Source organism: Lysobacter sp. 1R34A (assembly GCF_051217035.1).
Taxonomy (GTDB): Bacteria; Pseudomonadota; Gammaproteobacteria; order Xanthomonadales; family Xanthomonadaceae; genus Lysobacter.
Window position 1 is genome coordinate 16,835 of the sequence record NZ_JBPKJP010000049.1, and the last position, 13,840, is coordinate 30,674.

11 protein-coding genes are annotated in these 13,840 nt (G+C 69.9%); 5 read left to right on the forward strand and 6 right to left on the reverse strand.

The features are described 5' to 3' along the window. Nucleotides 1-109 precede the first annotated feature (109 nt). Together ACSAMQ_RS12425 and ACSAMQ_RS12430 are read left to right on the forward strand one after the other, a co-directional pair. Entirely contained in the window at nt 110-730 is a 621-nt protein-coding gene (locus ACSAMQ_RS12425) for a hypothetical protein (RefSeq protein ID WP_435395937.1), read from the forward strand. Between the two features lie 101 nt (nt 731-831). Next, nucleotides 832-1,410, forward strand: coding sequence for a DUF2059 domain-containing protein (locus ACSAMQ_RS12430; protein WP_435395938.1), 579 nt, complete (start codon nt 832-834; stop codon nt 1,408-1,410). A gap of 71 nt (nt 1,411-1,481) precedes the next feature. On the opposite strand, the gene ACSAMQ_RS12435 is transcribed toward ACSAMQ_RS12430, so the two are convergent. After that, nucleotides 1,482-2,243, reverse strand: a complete 762-nt coding sequence (locus ACSAMQ_RS12435; protein ID WP_435395939.1) for a pseudouridine synthase — start codon at nt 2,241-2,243, stop codon at nt 1,482-1,484. Nucleotides 2,244-2,361: 118 nt separating this feature from the next. Between ACSAMQ_RS12435 and ACSAMQ_RS12440 the strand changes: the two genes are divergently transcribed. After that, nucleotides 2,362-5,154, forward strand: coding sequence for a M16 family metallopeptidase (locus tag ACSAMQ_RS12440; RefSeq protein WP_435395940.1), 2,793 nt, complete (start codon nt 2,362-2,364; stop codon nt 5,152-5,154). A gap of 965 nt (nt 5,155-6,119) precedes the next feature. On the opposite strand, the gene ubiB is transcribed toward ACSAMQ_RS12440, so the two are convergent. The 5 genes from ubiB to ACSAMQ_RS12465 form a co-directional block, all read right to left on the reverse strand. Next, complete coding sequence (ubiB, locus tag ACSAMQ_RS12445; protein ID WP_435395941.1) at nt 6,120-7,805, reverse strand: ubiquinone biosynthesis regulatory protein kinase UbiB; 1,686 nt, start codon at nt 7,803-7,805, stop codon at nt 6,120-6,122. Then, nucleotides 7,802-8,458: a ubiquinone biosynthesis accessory factor UbiJ gene (locus ACSAMQ_RS12450; RefSeq protein WP_435395942.1), complete on the reverse strand. Its 657-nt coding sequence runs from the start codon at nt 8,456-8,458 to the stop codon at nt 7,802-7,804. Before ACSAMQ_RS12450 ends, ubiB begins: the two co-directional genes overlap by 4 nt. 34 nt (nt 8,459-8,492) lie before the next feature. Next, on the reverse strand, nt 8,493-9,509 hold the full coding sequence (gene oleD, locus ACSAMQ_RS12455) for a 2-alkyl-3-oxoalkanoate reductase (protein WP_435395943.1): 1,017 nt from the start codon (nt 9,507-9,509) through the stop codon (nt 8,493-8,495). Between the two features lie 306 nt (nt 9,510-9,815). After that, nucleotides 9,816-11,528, reverse strand: coding sequence for an olefin beta-lactone synthetase (gene oleC / locus ACSAMQ_RS12460; RefSeq protein ID WP_435395944.1), 1,713 nt, complete (start codon nt 11,526-11,528; stop codon nt 9,816-9,818). Nucleotides 11,529-11,532: 4 nt separating this feature from the next. Next, a complete protein-coding gene (locus tag ACSAMQ_RS12465) occupies nt 11,533-12,465 on the reverse strand; it encodes an alpha/beta fold hydrolase (RefSeq protein WP_435395945.1) in 933 nt (310 codons plus the stop codon). A 333-nt stretch (nt 12,466-12,798) separates the two neighbouring features. Here ACSAMQ_RS12465 and ACSAMQ_RS12470 point away from each other — a divergent pair, with 333 nt between their 5' ends. Beyond that, entirely contained in the window at nt 12,799-13,653 is an 855-nt protein-coding gene (locus ACSAMQ_RS12470) for an HpcH/HpaI aldolase/citrate lyase family protein (RefSeq protein ID WP_435395946.1), read from the forward strand. Next, on the forward strand, nt 13,650-13,840 hold a 191-nt coding region (locus tag ACSAMQ_RS12475; protein WP_435395947.1), incomplete at its 3' end, for a hypothetical protein. The genes ACSAMQ_RS12470 and ACSAMQ_RS12475, both read left to right, overlap by 4 nt.

Here is a 13,840-nt window from a genome sequence, read left to right on the forward strand (position 1 = left end):
AGGCGCGGCTGCCGCCGGGCTTGACCGCGGCGGGCGGCTGTGGCGGCCAGCGTTGACGCGGCCGCGGGCGAGGCGGACCATGCCCGGACCGGTCCAAGGAGGAAGTCCGATGCAGCAGCGCCAGCCCCGCCCGCTCGCCGCAACCCCGCTCGCCGCGCTGATGTTTACCGCGATGTTCGCCGCCGCGCCGGCCCTGGCGCAAAGCGGCTACATCGACCCGGCCAACGTCGACGCCGTCGCCTCGCCGCGCGCGCAGCGGCAGACCCTGCAGTCGGCCCAGGCGATGGCCGAGGCCGTGGTCGGGCGGCCGGCGAATGCGACCGACCAGGAAATCCTGCGCAAGTACGCCGGCGTGCAGAGCGGCTTCATGCAGCAGTTGCAGAACGCCGCCGGCGCCGCGAACCAGTACGACGACGGCCGCGACGAGCGCCGCTACGACGACAGCCACTACGGCCGCGACGCCTACGGCAACGTCTACGACCGCGACGGTTTCGAACAGAGCAATGGCGGCTTCAGCGCATCCGAGCTGCAGGCGCTGACCGAACTGTCGCGCACCCCGGAAGGCCGGCGCGCGCTGCAACAGATGAGCCGGCAAGGTTACGGGATCGGCGGCAACGGCTCGGGCACGCCGAAGCAGGTGCTGCGCGACGCCTTCCTGCAGGACCTGCTCAACGCCGCCTCCAACGCCGCCGCGCGCCCGGTCTACAGGCAGTACGAGCGCCGCCCCTGATCGCCCGGCGTCCGGGCGAACCCGATCGAATCCACCCTGCCCGCCGCATCGACGGCCGGCGTCCCCACGGACGATGCCGTCCCCCTTCAAGGAAGACCCCCATGATCCAGCTCTCCCGCGGCCTGTCCGTCGTGTTGCTGAGCACCGCGCTATGCGCGGCGCCGGCCTTCGCCGCCCGTCCGAGCGACGCGCAGATCGACCGGCTCATGCAGTCGATGAACTACGAGCGCATGAAGGGCGAGATGCTCAAGCAGATGCGCGAATCGGCCGAGATGATGGCCGAGGCCGAAGCCGGCGACCGCCTCGACGACAAGCAACGCGAAGCGCTCCAGCGCAGCCTGGCCCGGCAGATGAACGTGGTCGAGCAGATGCTGGACTGGAAGGCGGTCGCGCCGATCTACCGCAAGGTCTACGGCGAAACCTTCGATGCCGCTGAAGTGCAGGCGATCATCGATTTCTACGGCAGCCCGGCCGGGCGCAGCATCATGGAAAAGATGCCGCAGGCGATGGGCCGGACCATGCAGGAAATGCAGCCGCTGATGAAAGGCATGTTCGAGCGCATGCAGCGCGAGCTGCGCGACGAGGTCAGGGACATCGTCGATGGCGACGACAAGACTGCACCGGCGCCTTATGCACCGCCGGCGCCGCCGAGCCCGCCCCAGCCTGCGACGGGCGGCTGAGCCGGCTTCGTCGCCAAGGCACAGGAGCGTCCCCCTGCCCCTCTTTGTCAAAGGGGGAAAGGCGCCCGCACTCAAGCGCTGAGCGGGGTCTCGAACAGCGCCAGCGCCTTGGCGAACTCCCGGTCCGGCGGCGCCACCGCGACGATGCGTTCGCCGCTGAGCGGATGCAGGAAGGCCAGCCGCTGCGCGTGCAGCAACATGCGATGGATGCCGAGCATGCGGAAACTGCGGTTGTGGCGGCCGTCGCCGTGGCTGGTGTCGCCGATCAGGTGATGCGACAGATGCTTGAGGTGGCGGCGGATCTGACGGAAGCGCCCAGTCTGCGGCTGCGCCAGCAGCAGGGCGTAGCGCGAGGTCTCGAAGCCCGCCGAGGGCAGGGCCAGCTCGGTTCGTCCCAGGCAGCGGAAGCGGGTCAGCGCCGGCTTCTTGACCGGCTTGCCGGGGCCGCCGTCGAGGTCGTGATCGACCTCGAACGCGTCCTCGGCGGGCCAGCCGCGGCACACCGCCAGGTAATCCTTCTCGACCTCGCGCGACATCAGCACCTTGCCCAGGGTCGAGGCCGCTTCGCGGTCGAAGGCCAGCAACAGGCAGCCGCTGGTGGCCCGGTCTAGGCGATGGACCAGGAAGATCGGCCGGCCGAACTGCTCGCGCAGGCGGTCGGCAGCGAAGTCGGTCTCGCCGCGCGCAAGCGCGCTGTCGTGAACCATCAGTCCCGCCGGCTTGTCGATGACTGCGATCGTCTCGTCGGCGTACAACACCGGCAGGCCGGCGGCGGCTGTTTCCGCGCTCGGGCCGGCGTGTGAATCTGGGGTCGGACTGAACGTCGGGTTCATGGGGCCGCACGCAGGCGCTAGGGTGATCGGCCGCTATCTTCGTCTATTGCACCCGGCGCTCACAGAGCGCGCATGAAACATTCGGCACTCCAGCGCCATCGGACCCATCAGGACTCACATGCCCCGCTACCGCACCCGCCTTGCCCCGCTCGCCTCGCTCGCCCTCGTCCTCACGCTGGCCCTGCCGTCGGCCCGGGCCGAATCGCCGAAGCCGCCGGCCGGGGTCAGCGCCGGCCCCTGCGTCGAGGGCATCTGCGAATACCGCCTGGGCAACGGCCTGCGCGTGCTGCTGTTTCCCGATGCCAGCCAGCCCACGGTGACGGTCAACCTGATCTACGCGGTGGGCTCGCTGCAGGAAAACTACGGCGAGACCGGGATGGCTCACCTGCTCGAACATTTGCTGTTCAAGGGCACGCCGCGTCACCGCGACATCCCGGCCGAAATGAAGAAGCGCGGCATCGGCTTCAACGCCGAGACCTCGCTCGACCGCACCAACTACTTCGCTTCGTTCCCGGCCAACGACGCCACCCTGGACTGGCTGCTCGGCCTGGAAGCCGATCGCATGCTGCATTCGGACATCGCCCGGAAGGACCTCGACAGCGAAATGACCGTGGTCCGCAACGAGATGGAAAGCGGCGAGAACAGCCCGGTCGCGGCGCTGATGCAGCGCGTGCGCTCGACCGCCTACCTGTGGCACCACTACGGCAACAGCACCATCGGCGCGCGCAGCGACGTCGAGAACGTGCCGATCGAACGCCTGCAGGCCTATTACCGCGCCTGGTACCGGCCCGACAACGCCACCCTGGTGCTAGCCGGCCGGCTCGACCCCGCCGCGACCTTGAACGCGGTCGCGCGCCACTTCGGCCCGCTGACCAAGCCATCCGGGCCGATGCGCCGGTTCTACACCCTCGACCCGGCCCAGGACGGCGAGCGCGAAGTCACCGTGCGCCGGGTGGGCGACATCCGCCTGCTGATGGCGGCCTACCACGTGCCCGCCGGCACTCATGCCGACGCTGCCGCGCTCGGCGTGCTCGACGAGGTGCTCGGCCACGTGCCGGGTGGCCGTCTGCACAAGGCCCTGGTCGATAGCGGCCTGGCCGCGAGCGTCGGCGGCAGCAGCGAGCAGCGCCGGGACCCGGGTCTGTTCAGCGCGCTCGCCGCGGTGCCGAAGGACGGCGATGCGGCCAAGGCCGAGCAGGTGTTGCTCGCCCAGCTCGAACAGATCGAACGCCAGCCGGTGACCGCGGCCGAAGTCGAAGCGGCCAAGCAACGCCTGCGCAATGGCTTCGAACTGGCCTACACCAACGTCTCCGGCGTCGCGATGGGCCTGTCGGACGCGGTCGTCGCCGGCGACTGGCGTTTGTACTTCCACTACCGCGACGCACTCGAGAAAGTCGGCGCCGACGACGTCAATCGCGTCGCCCGTCGCTACCTGATCCCGAGCAACCGCACCTTCGGCCGCTTCGTCCCGACCGACGCGCCGCAGCGGGTCGAGATTCCGGCCGCGCCGAGCGCCGCCACGGTGCTGCAGGGCTATACCGGCAAGACCGCGATCGAAGCCGGCGAACACTTCGACCCGACCCCGGCCAACATCCAGGCGCGCACCGAAACGGTCGCGATCGACACCGGCGTCGGCAGCGGCCTCAAGCTGGCTCTGTTGCCGAAGAAAACCCGCGGCGGCACCGTCACCGTCTCGGCCTCGTTCAATTTCGCCGATCTCGCCGCACTCAGGAACCGCGAAGTCGCCGGCAGCATCGCCGGCGCCCTGCTGATGCGCGGCAGCGAAGGCCTGACCCGCCAGCAGATCGACGAACGCTTCGAAGCGCTCAAAACCAGCGCGCGCATCAGCGGCAGCCTGCAGTCGGCGCGGATCGAGCTGACCACGCGCCGCGAGCAACTCGGCGAAGCGCTCGCGCTGGCAGCCAGGGTGCTGCGTACACCGACCTATCCGGAGCGGGAATTCGAGCAATACCGCCTGCAGGCGATCACCGGCCTGGAAGCCTCGCGCCAGGAACCCGGCAGCGTCGCCGGCATCGCCATGGCCCGGCATTTCGATCCCTGGCCGGCCGGGCATCCGCTGCATGCGATGGACCTGGACGAGTCGCTGGCGGCGCTCAAGGCGCTCAAGCTCGACGACGTGCGCGCCTATCACCGCGACCTGTACGGCAGCGCCGAAGGCCAGATCAGCGTGGTCGGCGATTTCGATCCCGCCGCGCTGAAGCACCAGCTGCGCGAGCTGTTCGCCGACTGGCGCCCGAAGCACGCGTTCGCACCGATCGACACCCGCTACACCGCGGTCGCCGCCGAGCGCCGCCGCTTCGACACCCCGGACAAACCCAACGGCGTGTTGCTGGCGCGCGCCAACCTGTCGCTGAAGGACACCGACCCGGACTTCCCGGCGCTGGTTGCGGCCAACTACATCCTCGGCGGCGGCACCATCAAGTCGCGCCTGGGCGACCGCATCCGCCAGCGGGACGGCCTGAGCTACGGGGTCGGCAGCGACCTCGACGCCGACAGCAGCCGCAGCGGCCGCGACGACGCCGGCAACTGGTCGATCGAAGCGATCGCCGCGCCGCAGAACCTGGACCAGGTCGAGCGCGCGATGCGCGAGGAACTCGCACGCCTCATCGAGGACGGCGTCGGCGCCGACGAACTGCGCGATGCGGTCTCCGGCTTGCTGACCCAGCGCGAACAGGCCCGCGCCTCCGACCCGGCGATCGCCTCAGCGCTCGCCAGCAATCTGTTCTATGGCCGCAGCATGCAGTTCTCCACCGACCTCGACGCGAAATTCAAGGCGCTGACCGTCGACGCGGTCAACGCCGCGATCCGCAAGCACCTCAAGCCCGAGCAGCTGAGCGTCTACACCGCCGGCGATTTTTCCGCCGCGGCCAAGGCGCCGGCGGGCAAGTAACGCGGAGCTACGCCCAGCAAGCAAGAGCACGGCAACGGCAAAGCGAGCCGCCGCGGAATCCCAGCTTCCTGCCGTTGCCGTTGCCGTTGCCGTTGCCGTGCCATTGCCGCTGCTTTGGCTTGGCTGAGGCTGTGGCTGTGGCTGTGCGCCGATTCGCATTAGCGAAGGCAAACGAAGACCCGGAGGGCGGCCCGCAGGGATGCGGGCCGTTTTTCATCGGGACAGGGATGTCCCGTATGAAAAAGCCCTGCGTCGGCACCGATCATGCGGGCCCTTGACTCAAAGAAAAGCATTTTTCTTTGGTTACCTTTCTTTTGTTGCTTTAGACAAAAGAAAGTAACCCGCCGCTTTAGTGGCGGAAGCTTTGGGTTTGATCTTGATCTTTCTTGAAGCGTGCGCAGCAAGACCGCCACAACGATGCCGCGGCTTGCGCCGCTCCCACCCCTGGCGAAAGTGCGCCGCTTCGATGGATGACATCAGCCATGGCGCCTCTGCGCGTCCCGCGGTCGCGACTCACGTCGCTCCTACACAGTCAAATGCGCCGCATCTGTGAGGCCGGAATGTCGCAAGACCCCCGCAGCGATGTCGCGGCTTGCGCGCTCCTACCCTGACGGCCGCGGCCGCGGCCGACATCGGCGCGAGATTGCGAGGCCGCGGTCGCGACTTACGTCGCTCCTACAGAGGTCTTACCGATACGACGCGAGTTGAGACCTCGCGGTCGCGGCTTGCGCCGCTCCTACCCTGGCGAAAGCCCGCCGCCTCGATGAGCAACATCAGCTACAGCGCCCCGCCCCCGCCCCGTCCCACGGTCGCGACTCACGTCGCTCCTACAAGGGCGAAGCCTGCAACACGACGCGCCGAACCGTTCCCTGTAGGAGCGGCGCAAGCCGCGACCGCGCGACCCCACGCGCCGGCGCCGCCACGAAGAGCTTCGGCCTCGTGCACTCACCAGACAAGGCGCCCCCTCAACCCGAACTCTTGCTCCGCGGCCACGCCGCCAGCAACGCCCACAGGCCGCCGAGACCCGCGATCCACGACGAGGCCGGGATCGACCAGAACCGCGGCCCGCCCGACTCCATGCCGTACAGCACCGCCGCGACCACCAGCAGGCCGGTGCCGAGGATCGCCGCGACCGTGCGCCGCACTGCGTCCTTGATCGTGCGGTTGAGCTCGGTGATGTCCTGCGAACGCATCTTGAGCTCGTGCTGGCCCGACACCTGCTGGTTGAGCCAGCTGTGCAGCAGGCGCGGCATTTCCGGCGCACGCGTCACCAGCTCGGGCAGGCGCTTGCGGAACTCGCTCGCGAGGCGCTGCGGGCTGTAGCGCTCGAGCAGGATGCGCTGCAGCACCGGCCGCGCCACCGCCCAGATGTCGAGCCTGGGGTCGAGCAGGCGCCCGACGCCTTCGATGTTGAGCAGGGTCTTCTGCAGCAGGATCAGCTGCGGCTGCAGGGTCAGCTCGTAGCGCTGCGCGGTGCGGAACAGCTTCACCAGCACCTCGGCCAGCGAAATCTCGCTGAGCGGACGGGTGAAGTACGGCTCGCAGACCGCGCGCGTGGCCGCTTCGAGTTCGTCGATGCGGATGTGCGGCGGAATCCAGCCGGCCTGCACGTGCAACTCGGCGATGCGCCGGTAGTCGCGGTTGAAGATCGCCATGAAATTCTCGGCGAGGTAGTACTGATCCTCGTCGGAAAGCTGGCCCATGATGCCGAAGTCCAGGGCGATGAAGCGCGGGTTGCTGCGCCGCGCCGGGTCGCTGTCGACCCAGATGTTGCCGGCGTGGGCGTCGGCATGGAAGAAATTGTCGCGGAACACCTGGGTGTAGAACACTCGCACGCCCTTGGAGGCGAGCGCGCGCCGGTCGATGCCGGCGGCGTCGAGCGCGGCGATGTCGTCGGAGGGAATGCCGTATACGCGCTCGAGGGTCAGCGCGCGCTCGCCGGTGTGCGACCAGATCACTTCCGGCACGTACATGTCGTCGCTGTCGGCCCAGAACCGGCGCAGCACGCTGGCGTTGGCGCCTTCGCGCTGCAGATCCAGCTCGGCGGCGAGGGTGCTCTCGATCTCGGCGACGATCGCGCGCGGGCGGATCTTGTCGGCGCTCGGATGAGCGCGGTCGACCAGCGCGGCGAGCGCCTTGAGCAGGGCGATGTCGCCGGCGATCTTGCCCTCGATGTCGGGGCGCAACACCTTGACCACGACTTCGCGCGACGGCTTGCCGTCCTGCGCAGGCAACCTCGCCGCGTGCACCTGGGCGATCGAGGCCGAGGCCAGCGGTTCGATGTCGAACGATTCGAACGCCTCGCCGATGCGGCGTTCCAGCGCGTCTTCGACGATCTTGCGCGCGGTCTCGCCGTCGAACGGCGCAACCCGGTCCTGCAGCAGGGCCAGTTCGATCGCGATGTCCGGCGGCACCAGGTCGCGGCGGGTCGAGAGGATCTGCCCGAACTTGACGAAGATCGGCCCGAGCTCCTGCAGCACCAGGCGCAGACGCGCGCCGCGCGACATCGCCGCGATCTCGTCGGAGGCGCGCGGCACGAACGGTCGCGCGAGCTTGAGCCAGCGTTCGGCCGGAGTGCCGTCGAGCAGGTCGTCGAGGCGATAGCGCAGCAGCACGCGGCCGATACGCCAGGCACGCACGGCCGACCTCATGCGCTGCGACTCGCGCGGTCGCGCAGGCGCGTCACGCGCGCGGCGGCGCGCTCGACGTCGTCGCGCAGGCGGTCGACGTCGTCGTGGAAGGCGTTGAGTTCGTCGCGCGGGACCACGTCGCGCGACTCCTCGGTGACGTATTCGGCGAGGTTGCCGGCCAGCGCGCCGGCGGCGTCGCGGGCGTGACGCAGGGCGCCGGCGAGGGTGTTGGCGACCTGCACCCCGATCACCTCGCCGAACACCGCGGTGAAGGGTTGCTGCCAGTCCGGGTCGAAGCGTTCTGCCAGGCGCTGCAGGCGCCGCGCCAGGTCGGCATCGCCCTCGATGCGCAGCTTGCCGACCGGCGCGGCGCGCTCGTCGCCCGCGCCGAGCAGGTTCGGCAACTGCGACAGGATCGCGCCGAGGGTGCTGCGCACCGACAGGTCGGGTTCGTCGCTTGCGCGCACCGGCCCGACCTCGAGCCGTTCGCCGGCCACCAGGATGCGCAGGGCCAGCGGCGGCGACGCCAAGTGCAGGGCGACGCTGCGGCCGTCGAGCGGGCGCAGCGCCTCGCGGGTATCGGGATCGAGCGCGAGCGCGCGGTTCAGCGCGGCTTCGAGCGCGCGGCCGGCCATCGGCTTGAGCGCATCCAGGGGCGAGGCGGTATCGGTCATGCCGCCATTCTAGCCGGCGTGCGCCGGCCGGCTGTTAGGGGGATGTCGAGGCCGCGCCGCCTAGGGCATGGTGGGCACGCACCCGCGCCAGGCCTTCGTCGAAGCCGACCTGGGGCACGTAGCCGAAGTCGCGCCGGGCCGGCGCCATGTCGTACCAGTGGGTGGTCGAGAGTTGCTCGGCGAGGAAGCGCGTCATCGGCGGCTCGCCCTTGAGCGGCAGCAAGGTCCACAGCGCCTCGCAGACCGCGCCGATCGCATAGGCGGCGCGGAACGGCAGGGTCTTGTCGGCGGTCGGCGCACCGACCGCGGCGAGCAGGCCGTTGACCGTCTCGCGCACCGTGCGCGGCTCGCCGTTGCTGATGAAGTAGGCGCGGCCGGCGCAGGGCGCGCCCGGGGCCAGATGCTCGAAGGCGTCGAAATGCGCCTGGGCGGCGTTGTCGATATAGGTGGTGTCGATGCGGTTTTGGCCGTCGCCGACGAAACGCAGGCGGCCTTGTTTGGCGCGCTCGACCAGACGCGGCAGCAATTGGTTGTCGCCCACGCCCCAGATCAGGCGCGGGCGCAGCGCGACTGTGGCCAGTTGCGGCCCGTTGGCGGCGAGCACGGCCTTCTCGGCGATGGTCTTGGTGGTCGCATAGGCGGCCTTGAAGCCTTCGCCGTAGGGCACGGTCTCGGCGGTGCCGCCTTCGACCGGATGGGTGGCGCGATGGGTCACGCTCGGGGTCGAGGTGTAGATCAGCTTGCCGATGCCGTGGGCGCGGCAGGCCGCGAGCACGTTCTCGGTGCCGACCACGTTGGCCTGGTGGTAGCTGTCGTAACTGCCCCAGGCGCCGGCCTTGGCGGCGTTGTGGAACACCGCCTCGCAGCCCTGCGCCGCATCGATCACCGCCTGGCGATCGGCGAGGTCGCCGCGCAGCTGGGTCACCCCGAGCGGTTCCAGCGCCGGATACAGGCCGCGGTTGAAGCTGACCACCTCATGCCCGCGCGCGACCAGCCCGCGGCACAGCGCCTGCCCGAGAAAACCGCCGCCGCCGGTGACCAGAATCTTCATCGTCATCCATCCCTAAGTCGTGAGCGCAGCGCGTGGCCGCGGAAACCCTGCGCATCATAGGCTGCGCGCGCCGGACTGCGCCGTGCGCCGGCGCAGAAAGAGCAACCCCCCCCTGTCCGCTGCGCGGCCGTTCGCTCCCTTTATCGAAGGGCAACAGAAGGCGGCTGCAAAGCCACTGCGGGAGCGACAAGAGTCGCCTGCCCTCTCCTGGCTTTGGAAGGGGCTGGGGAATTGGCCTGTCGTGCAAGGCAGGAATATCGGCTCTGCGTGCCACGCCAAGCCTGCATCGATCCGACGCAGCCCGCTTCAGCCTTTACGCGCCTGCGCCGCCAGCTTCTCGCGGCCGATCTTGGCGTTGTGGCGGATGTCGACCGGAAACCCGGGGTGGAAGCGAATCCGTTCGATACCGGCGGTATGCGGATGCTGGGCGCCGATCACGCGCAATTCTTCGGCGATGCGCTCGCACTCGGCGCGTGCGCTGCGCGGCTCGTGCAGCTCCACCCACAGCAAGGGCAACTGCGCGCCGGGCTCGCCGGTACCGACCAGGGCGGTGCGGCGCACCTTCGGGTGGGTGTTGAACACGGGCTCGACTTGCTCGGTGTAGAGCGGACCGCTCGCGGTTTCGACCCGGTGGCTCTTGCGTCCGCAGAACCACAGCCGGCCTTCGCCATCGAGATAACCCAGGTCGCCCATGCGGTGGACGATGCGGTCGAGTTCGCCGCGCACTTCGCGGATCTTGGCCAGCCGGGTGGCCGCATCGCGGCGGAAATAGCTGTCGGTCGCGGTCGGGCCGGCGACGGTGATCTCGCCGACCACGCCAGCCGGCAGCACCAACTCGTCGGACCAATGTTCGATCGCGGCGTCGTCGATGCGGATGATCCGCACCTCGTTGCGCTCGACCGCGCGGCCCACGCAGGTGCCGGCGCCCTGCTCGGTCGCCGCACGCGTGGACTGCAGTTCGCGGCCTTCGATCACCGCCACCGGCAGGCATTCGGTGGCGCCGTACGGGGTCCAGAACTGGGCGTCGCGCGGCAGCAGCTCGCGCAACGCCGCCACCGTTTCCGGCGGCACCGGCGCGCCGGCCGACGTCACCCGCCTCACCCCCGGCAGGGCCTGGCCATGCTTGGCCAGCACCGCCATCAACGCCGGCGAACCGAACAGCTGATCGACGCCGAACCGATGGATCGCGTCGATCAGCTTGACCGGGTCGGCCTGCGCCGGCCGGGTCGGGTCCATGTCGGGGATCACCGAGGTCAGGCCGAGCGCCGGATCGAACAGAGCGAACGGCGGGAAGGTCGGCAGATCGACCCCGCCCGGGACGATGCCGAAGGCCTCGCCCATCATTTCGATCTGGGCGACGAAGTGGCGATGACGGAACACGACGCCCTTGGGCACGCCGGTCGAGCCGCTGGTGAACACGATCGCGGCGACTTCGTCGGGACGGGTGTCGGCGAGTTGCGAAGGCGCGCCGGCGCCGTCGCGTTCGACGCGCGCCAGGGTGTCGTCGGCGAGGAAGGCGCGCTTGCCGGTGGTGATGCGGATGCTCGCCGACTTCGCCCAGCCGAGCACGACGCGGGCGACATGCGCCAGCGGAATGCCGATGAAGGCCTGCGGCTCGGCTTCGTCCAGGCACTGCCGCAAGGCGCGTTTGTCGATGCCCGGGTCGATCAGCACCGGCACCGCGCCGGCCTTGAACAGGGCGAACATCAACAGGAAGAACTCCGGCGACGGCCGCACCATCACCGCGGTGCGGGTGCCGCGCACGATGCCGCGTTTCGCCAGGCCGGCGGCGATCGCGTCGCTGCGGCGGTCGAGCTCCCCGTAGGTCAGCTCGATGTCGTAGCTCGCCAGCCCGTCGCCGCGGCGCGTGCCCGGGCAACGCATCGCCACGCGCTCGGGCGACTGCGCCGCGCAGGCCGGCAGCGCGGCGGCGATGTTGCAGGTGTCGCTGCGGCCAGCCGCCGTACCTGCGTCGACGGCGTTCGTTGCGGCGAAGGCTTCCGAGTCGGGCGTCGTCATCGGCTCAGCTCAGCGGATGCCGGTCGAGGAAGGCGCGGATTTCCGGCACCAGCACCTCGGCCCGGTCTTCCAGCACGTAATGGCCGGCATCGTCGAAGGCGTGCACCTGCGCCTGCGGCAGCGCGTCGGTGAAGCCCTTGAGGAAGTGATGGTCGAAGACGAAATCGCGCAGGCCCCAGCCGATGAAGGCCGGACGGTCGGCGTACTCGGGCAGCTTGCGGCCCATCGCCTGCACCAGCGGCCAGGCCAGGTCGCCTTCGGCGAGCGGAATGTCCTGGACGAAGCGCGAGGTGGCGATGCGGTTGGCCCAGGAGTCGTACGGCGCCAGGTAGGCGCGGCGTACCTCGGCCGGCATCGGCTTGACCACGCCCATGCGCGCGGCGCCGCCGGCGAAGGCGTTGAAGCCGCGGATCAGGCCGGTACCGATCGCCGAGTCGCGGCCCAGGCGCAGGCGCTTGGGCAGCGGCTTGGCCGCCGGCAGCGGAAACGCGCCGGTGTTGGTGATGACCAGACGCTTGATCTGCTCGGAATGCTTGAGCCCCCATCCGAAGCCGATGCCGCCGCCCCAGTCGTGCACGGCCAGGGTCATCGGCCCGGTCACGCCGAGGTGCTGCAACAGGCGCTCGACGTCGTCGACCCGCGACTGCAGGGTGTAGGCGTAATGCGGCTGCGCCGCCGGATCGTCGGAAGGCTTGTCCGACAGGCCCATGCCGACATGATCGGGGACGATGCAGCGATAGGCCTTGCCCGAACCCGGATCGCGCAAGGCCAGCACCAGTTTGCGCCAGTAATAGCTCCACGAGGGATTGCCGTGCAGCATCACCACGACCTCGCCATCGCGCGGGCCTTCGTCGAGATAGCTCATCCCGATCCCGGGACGGACCTCGAAACGCTGCGGCTGGAAGGGGTAGTCGGGGAAACTGCGGCTGGACGTCATCGGCGGCTCGTTGGCGGCACGCGAACGGGCGCGGACCTGGGCGGACAGGGCGACATTATCGGCTGCATCGGCCGGATGGGGAACGTTCCCGCAGAATCGACGGCAATTCGGTGGCAATTCGCCTGCCGTTCGCCGCCGATCGATGCCGATCCAGCGACTGCGCGCGGCCCGGCGAGCCGTCGCCGGCAGCGCCGCCCGCCGCCCCGCCGACCCGCTCGCCTGGCCGATCGAAACAAAAGCTATCGTTTGAACATGCCGGCCCTGTGCGATTGCCGCGATCCGCTTGTCGCACACTCAGCCACCATGACGACTCGCCTTCCGCCGCGGTGATCCATGCGTAGCAAGCTGTTCGTGCCGGGATCGCGGCCGGAATTGTTCGACAAGGCGCTGGCCGGCGCGGCCGATGCGCTCTCCTTCGATCTGGAAGACGCGGTCGCTCAGCGCGACAAGGACGCCGCGCGTGCCGCGGTCGCCGCCTTCGTCGCCTCCGCGCCGGCGGCGGCCTCGGCCAAGCTCGTCATCGTGCGCGTCAACGACCCGGCCTCCGCGCACTTCGCCGCCGACATCGCCGCGCTGGCGCACACCGGCGTGGCCCTGATCAACCTGCCCAAGATCGAATCGGCGCAGGCATTGCGCGAGGCCGTCGCGGCGATCGAAGAGGCCCAGGCCGGCGATGCCGCCGCCCGGCCGATACGCGTCCTGGTCAATATCGAAACCCCGCGCGCGCTCGGCCACGCGGCCGAGATCGCCGCCGCGCATCCGCGCGTGGCCGGCTTGCAACTCGGCCTGGGCGATCTGTTCGAGGCCGAAGGCATCGACCGTCGCGATCCGGCCAACGTGCATGCGGCGATGTTCGCTGTGCGCATGGCCGCGGCCGCGGCCGGCGTGTTCGCGCTCGACGGCGCCTATGCCGACCTGCACGACGACGCCGGCTTCAGCGCCGAAGCGCAGGCCGCGCACCGGCTCGGTTATCTCGGCAAGACCTGCGTGCATCCGCGCCAGATCGCGCTGGCGCATGCCGCCTTCGCGATCGGCGCCGACGAGCTGGAAGCGGCGCGGCGGGTGGTCGCGGCGGCCGCCGCGGTGCCGGCCGACGACCGCGGCGTGTTCGTCGTCGACGGACGCATGATCGACCAGCCTTTCCTCAAGCGCGCCCAGGCCCTGGTCGCCGCAGCGGAGCGCACATGAGCCCGCCGCGCATCGAAAATGCCAAGGTCCTCCCGGCCACGTCGCCGCGAGATTGGCTGTCGCTGGCGCAGCGCATCGCGCGGCGTTCACTCGCCGCCTGCGCGCTGCTGCTGCTCGTGGCCGCGCCGCTGCAGGCCGAGCCGCTGACGCCGCTGCGCAGCGCCAGCCTGCCCGCGCTCGACACGTC

Coding starts and splice junctions, on each gene's coding strand:
- ACSAMQ_RS12425 (WP_435395937.1), top strand. CDS start 110: ATGCAGCAGCGCCAGCCCCGCCCGCTCGCCGCAACCCCGCTCGCCGCG.
- ACSAMQ_RS12430 (WP_435395938.1), top strand. CDS start 832: ATGATCCAGCTCTCCCGCGGCCTGTCCGTCGTGTTGCTGAGCACCGCG.
- ACSAMQ_RS12435 (WP_435395939.1), bottom strand. CDS start 2,243: ATGAACCCGACGTTCAGTCCGACCCCAGATTCACACGCCGGCCCGAGC.
- ACSAMQ_RS12440 (WP_435395940.1), top strand. CDS start 2,362: ATGCCCCGCTACCGCACCCGCCTTGCCCCGCTCGCCTCGCTCGCCCTC.
- ubiB (WP_435395941.1), bottom strand. CDS start 7,805: ATGAGGTCGGCCGTGCGTGCCTGGCGTATCGGCCGCGTGCTGCTGCGC.
- ACSAMQ_RS12450 (WP_435395942.1), bottom strand. CDS start 8,458: ATGACCGATACCGCCTCGCCCCTGGATGCGCTCAAGCCGATGGCCGGC.
- oleD (WP_435395943.1), bottom strand. CDS start 9,509: ATGAAGATTCTGGTCACCGGCGGCGGCGGTTTTCTCGGGCAGGCGCTG.
- oleC (WP_435395944.1), bottom strand. CDS start 11,528: ATGACGACGCCCGACTCGGAAGCCTTCGCCGCAACGAACGCCGTCGAC.
- ACSAMQ_RS12465 (WP_435395945.1), bottom strand. CDS start 12,465: ATGACGTCCAGCCGCAGTTTCCCCGACTACCCCTTCCAGCCGCAGCGT.
- ACSAMQ_RS12470 (WP_435395946.1), top strand. CDS start 12,799: ATGCGTAGCAAGCTGTTCGTGCCGGGATCGCGGCCGGAATTGTTCGAC.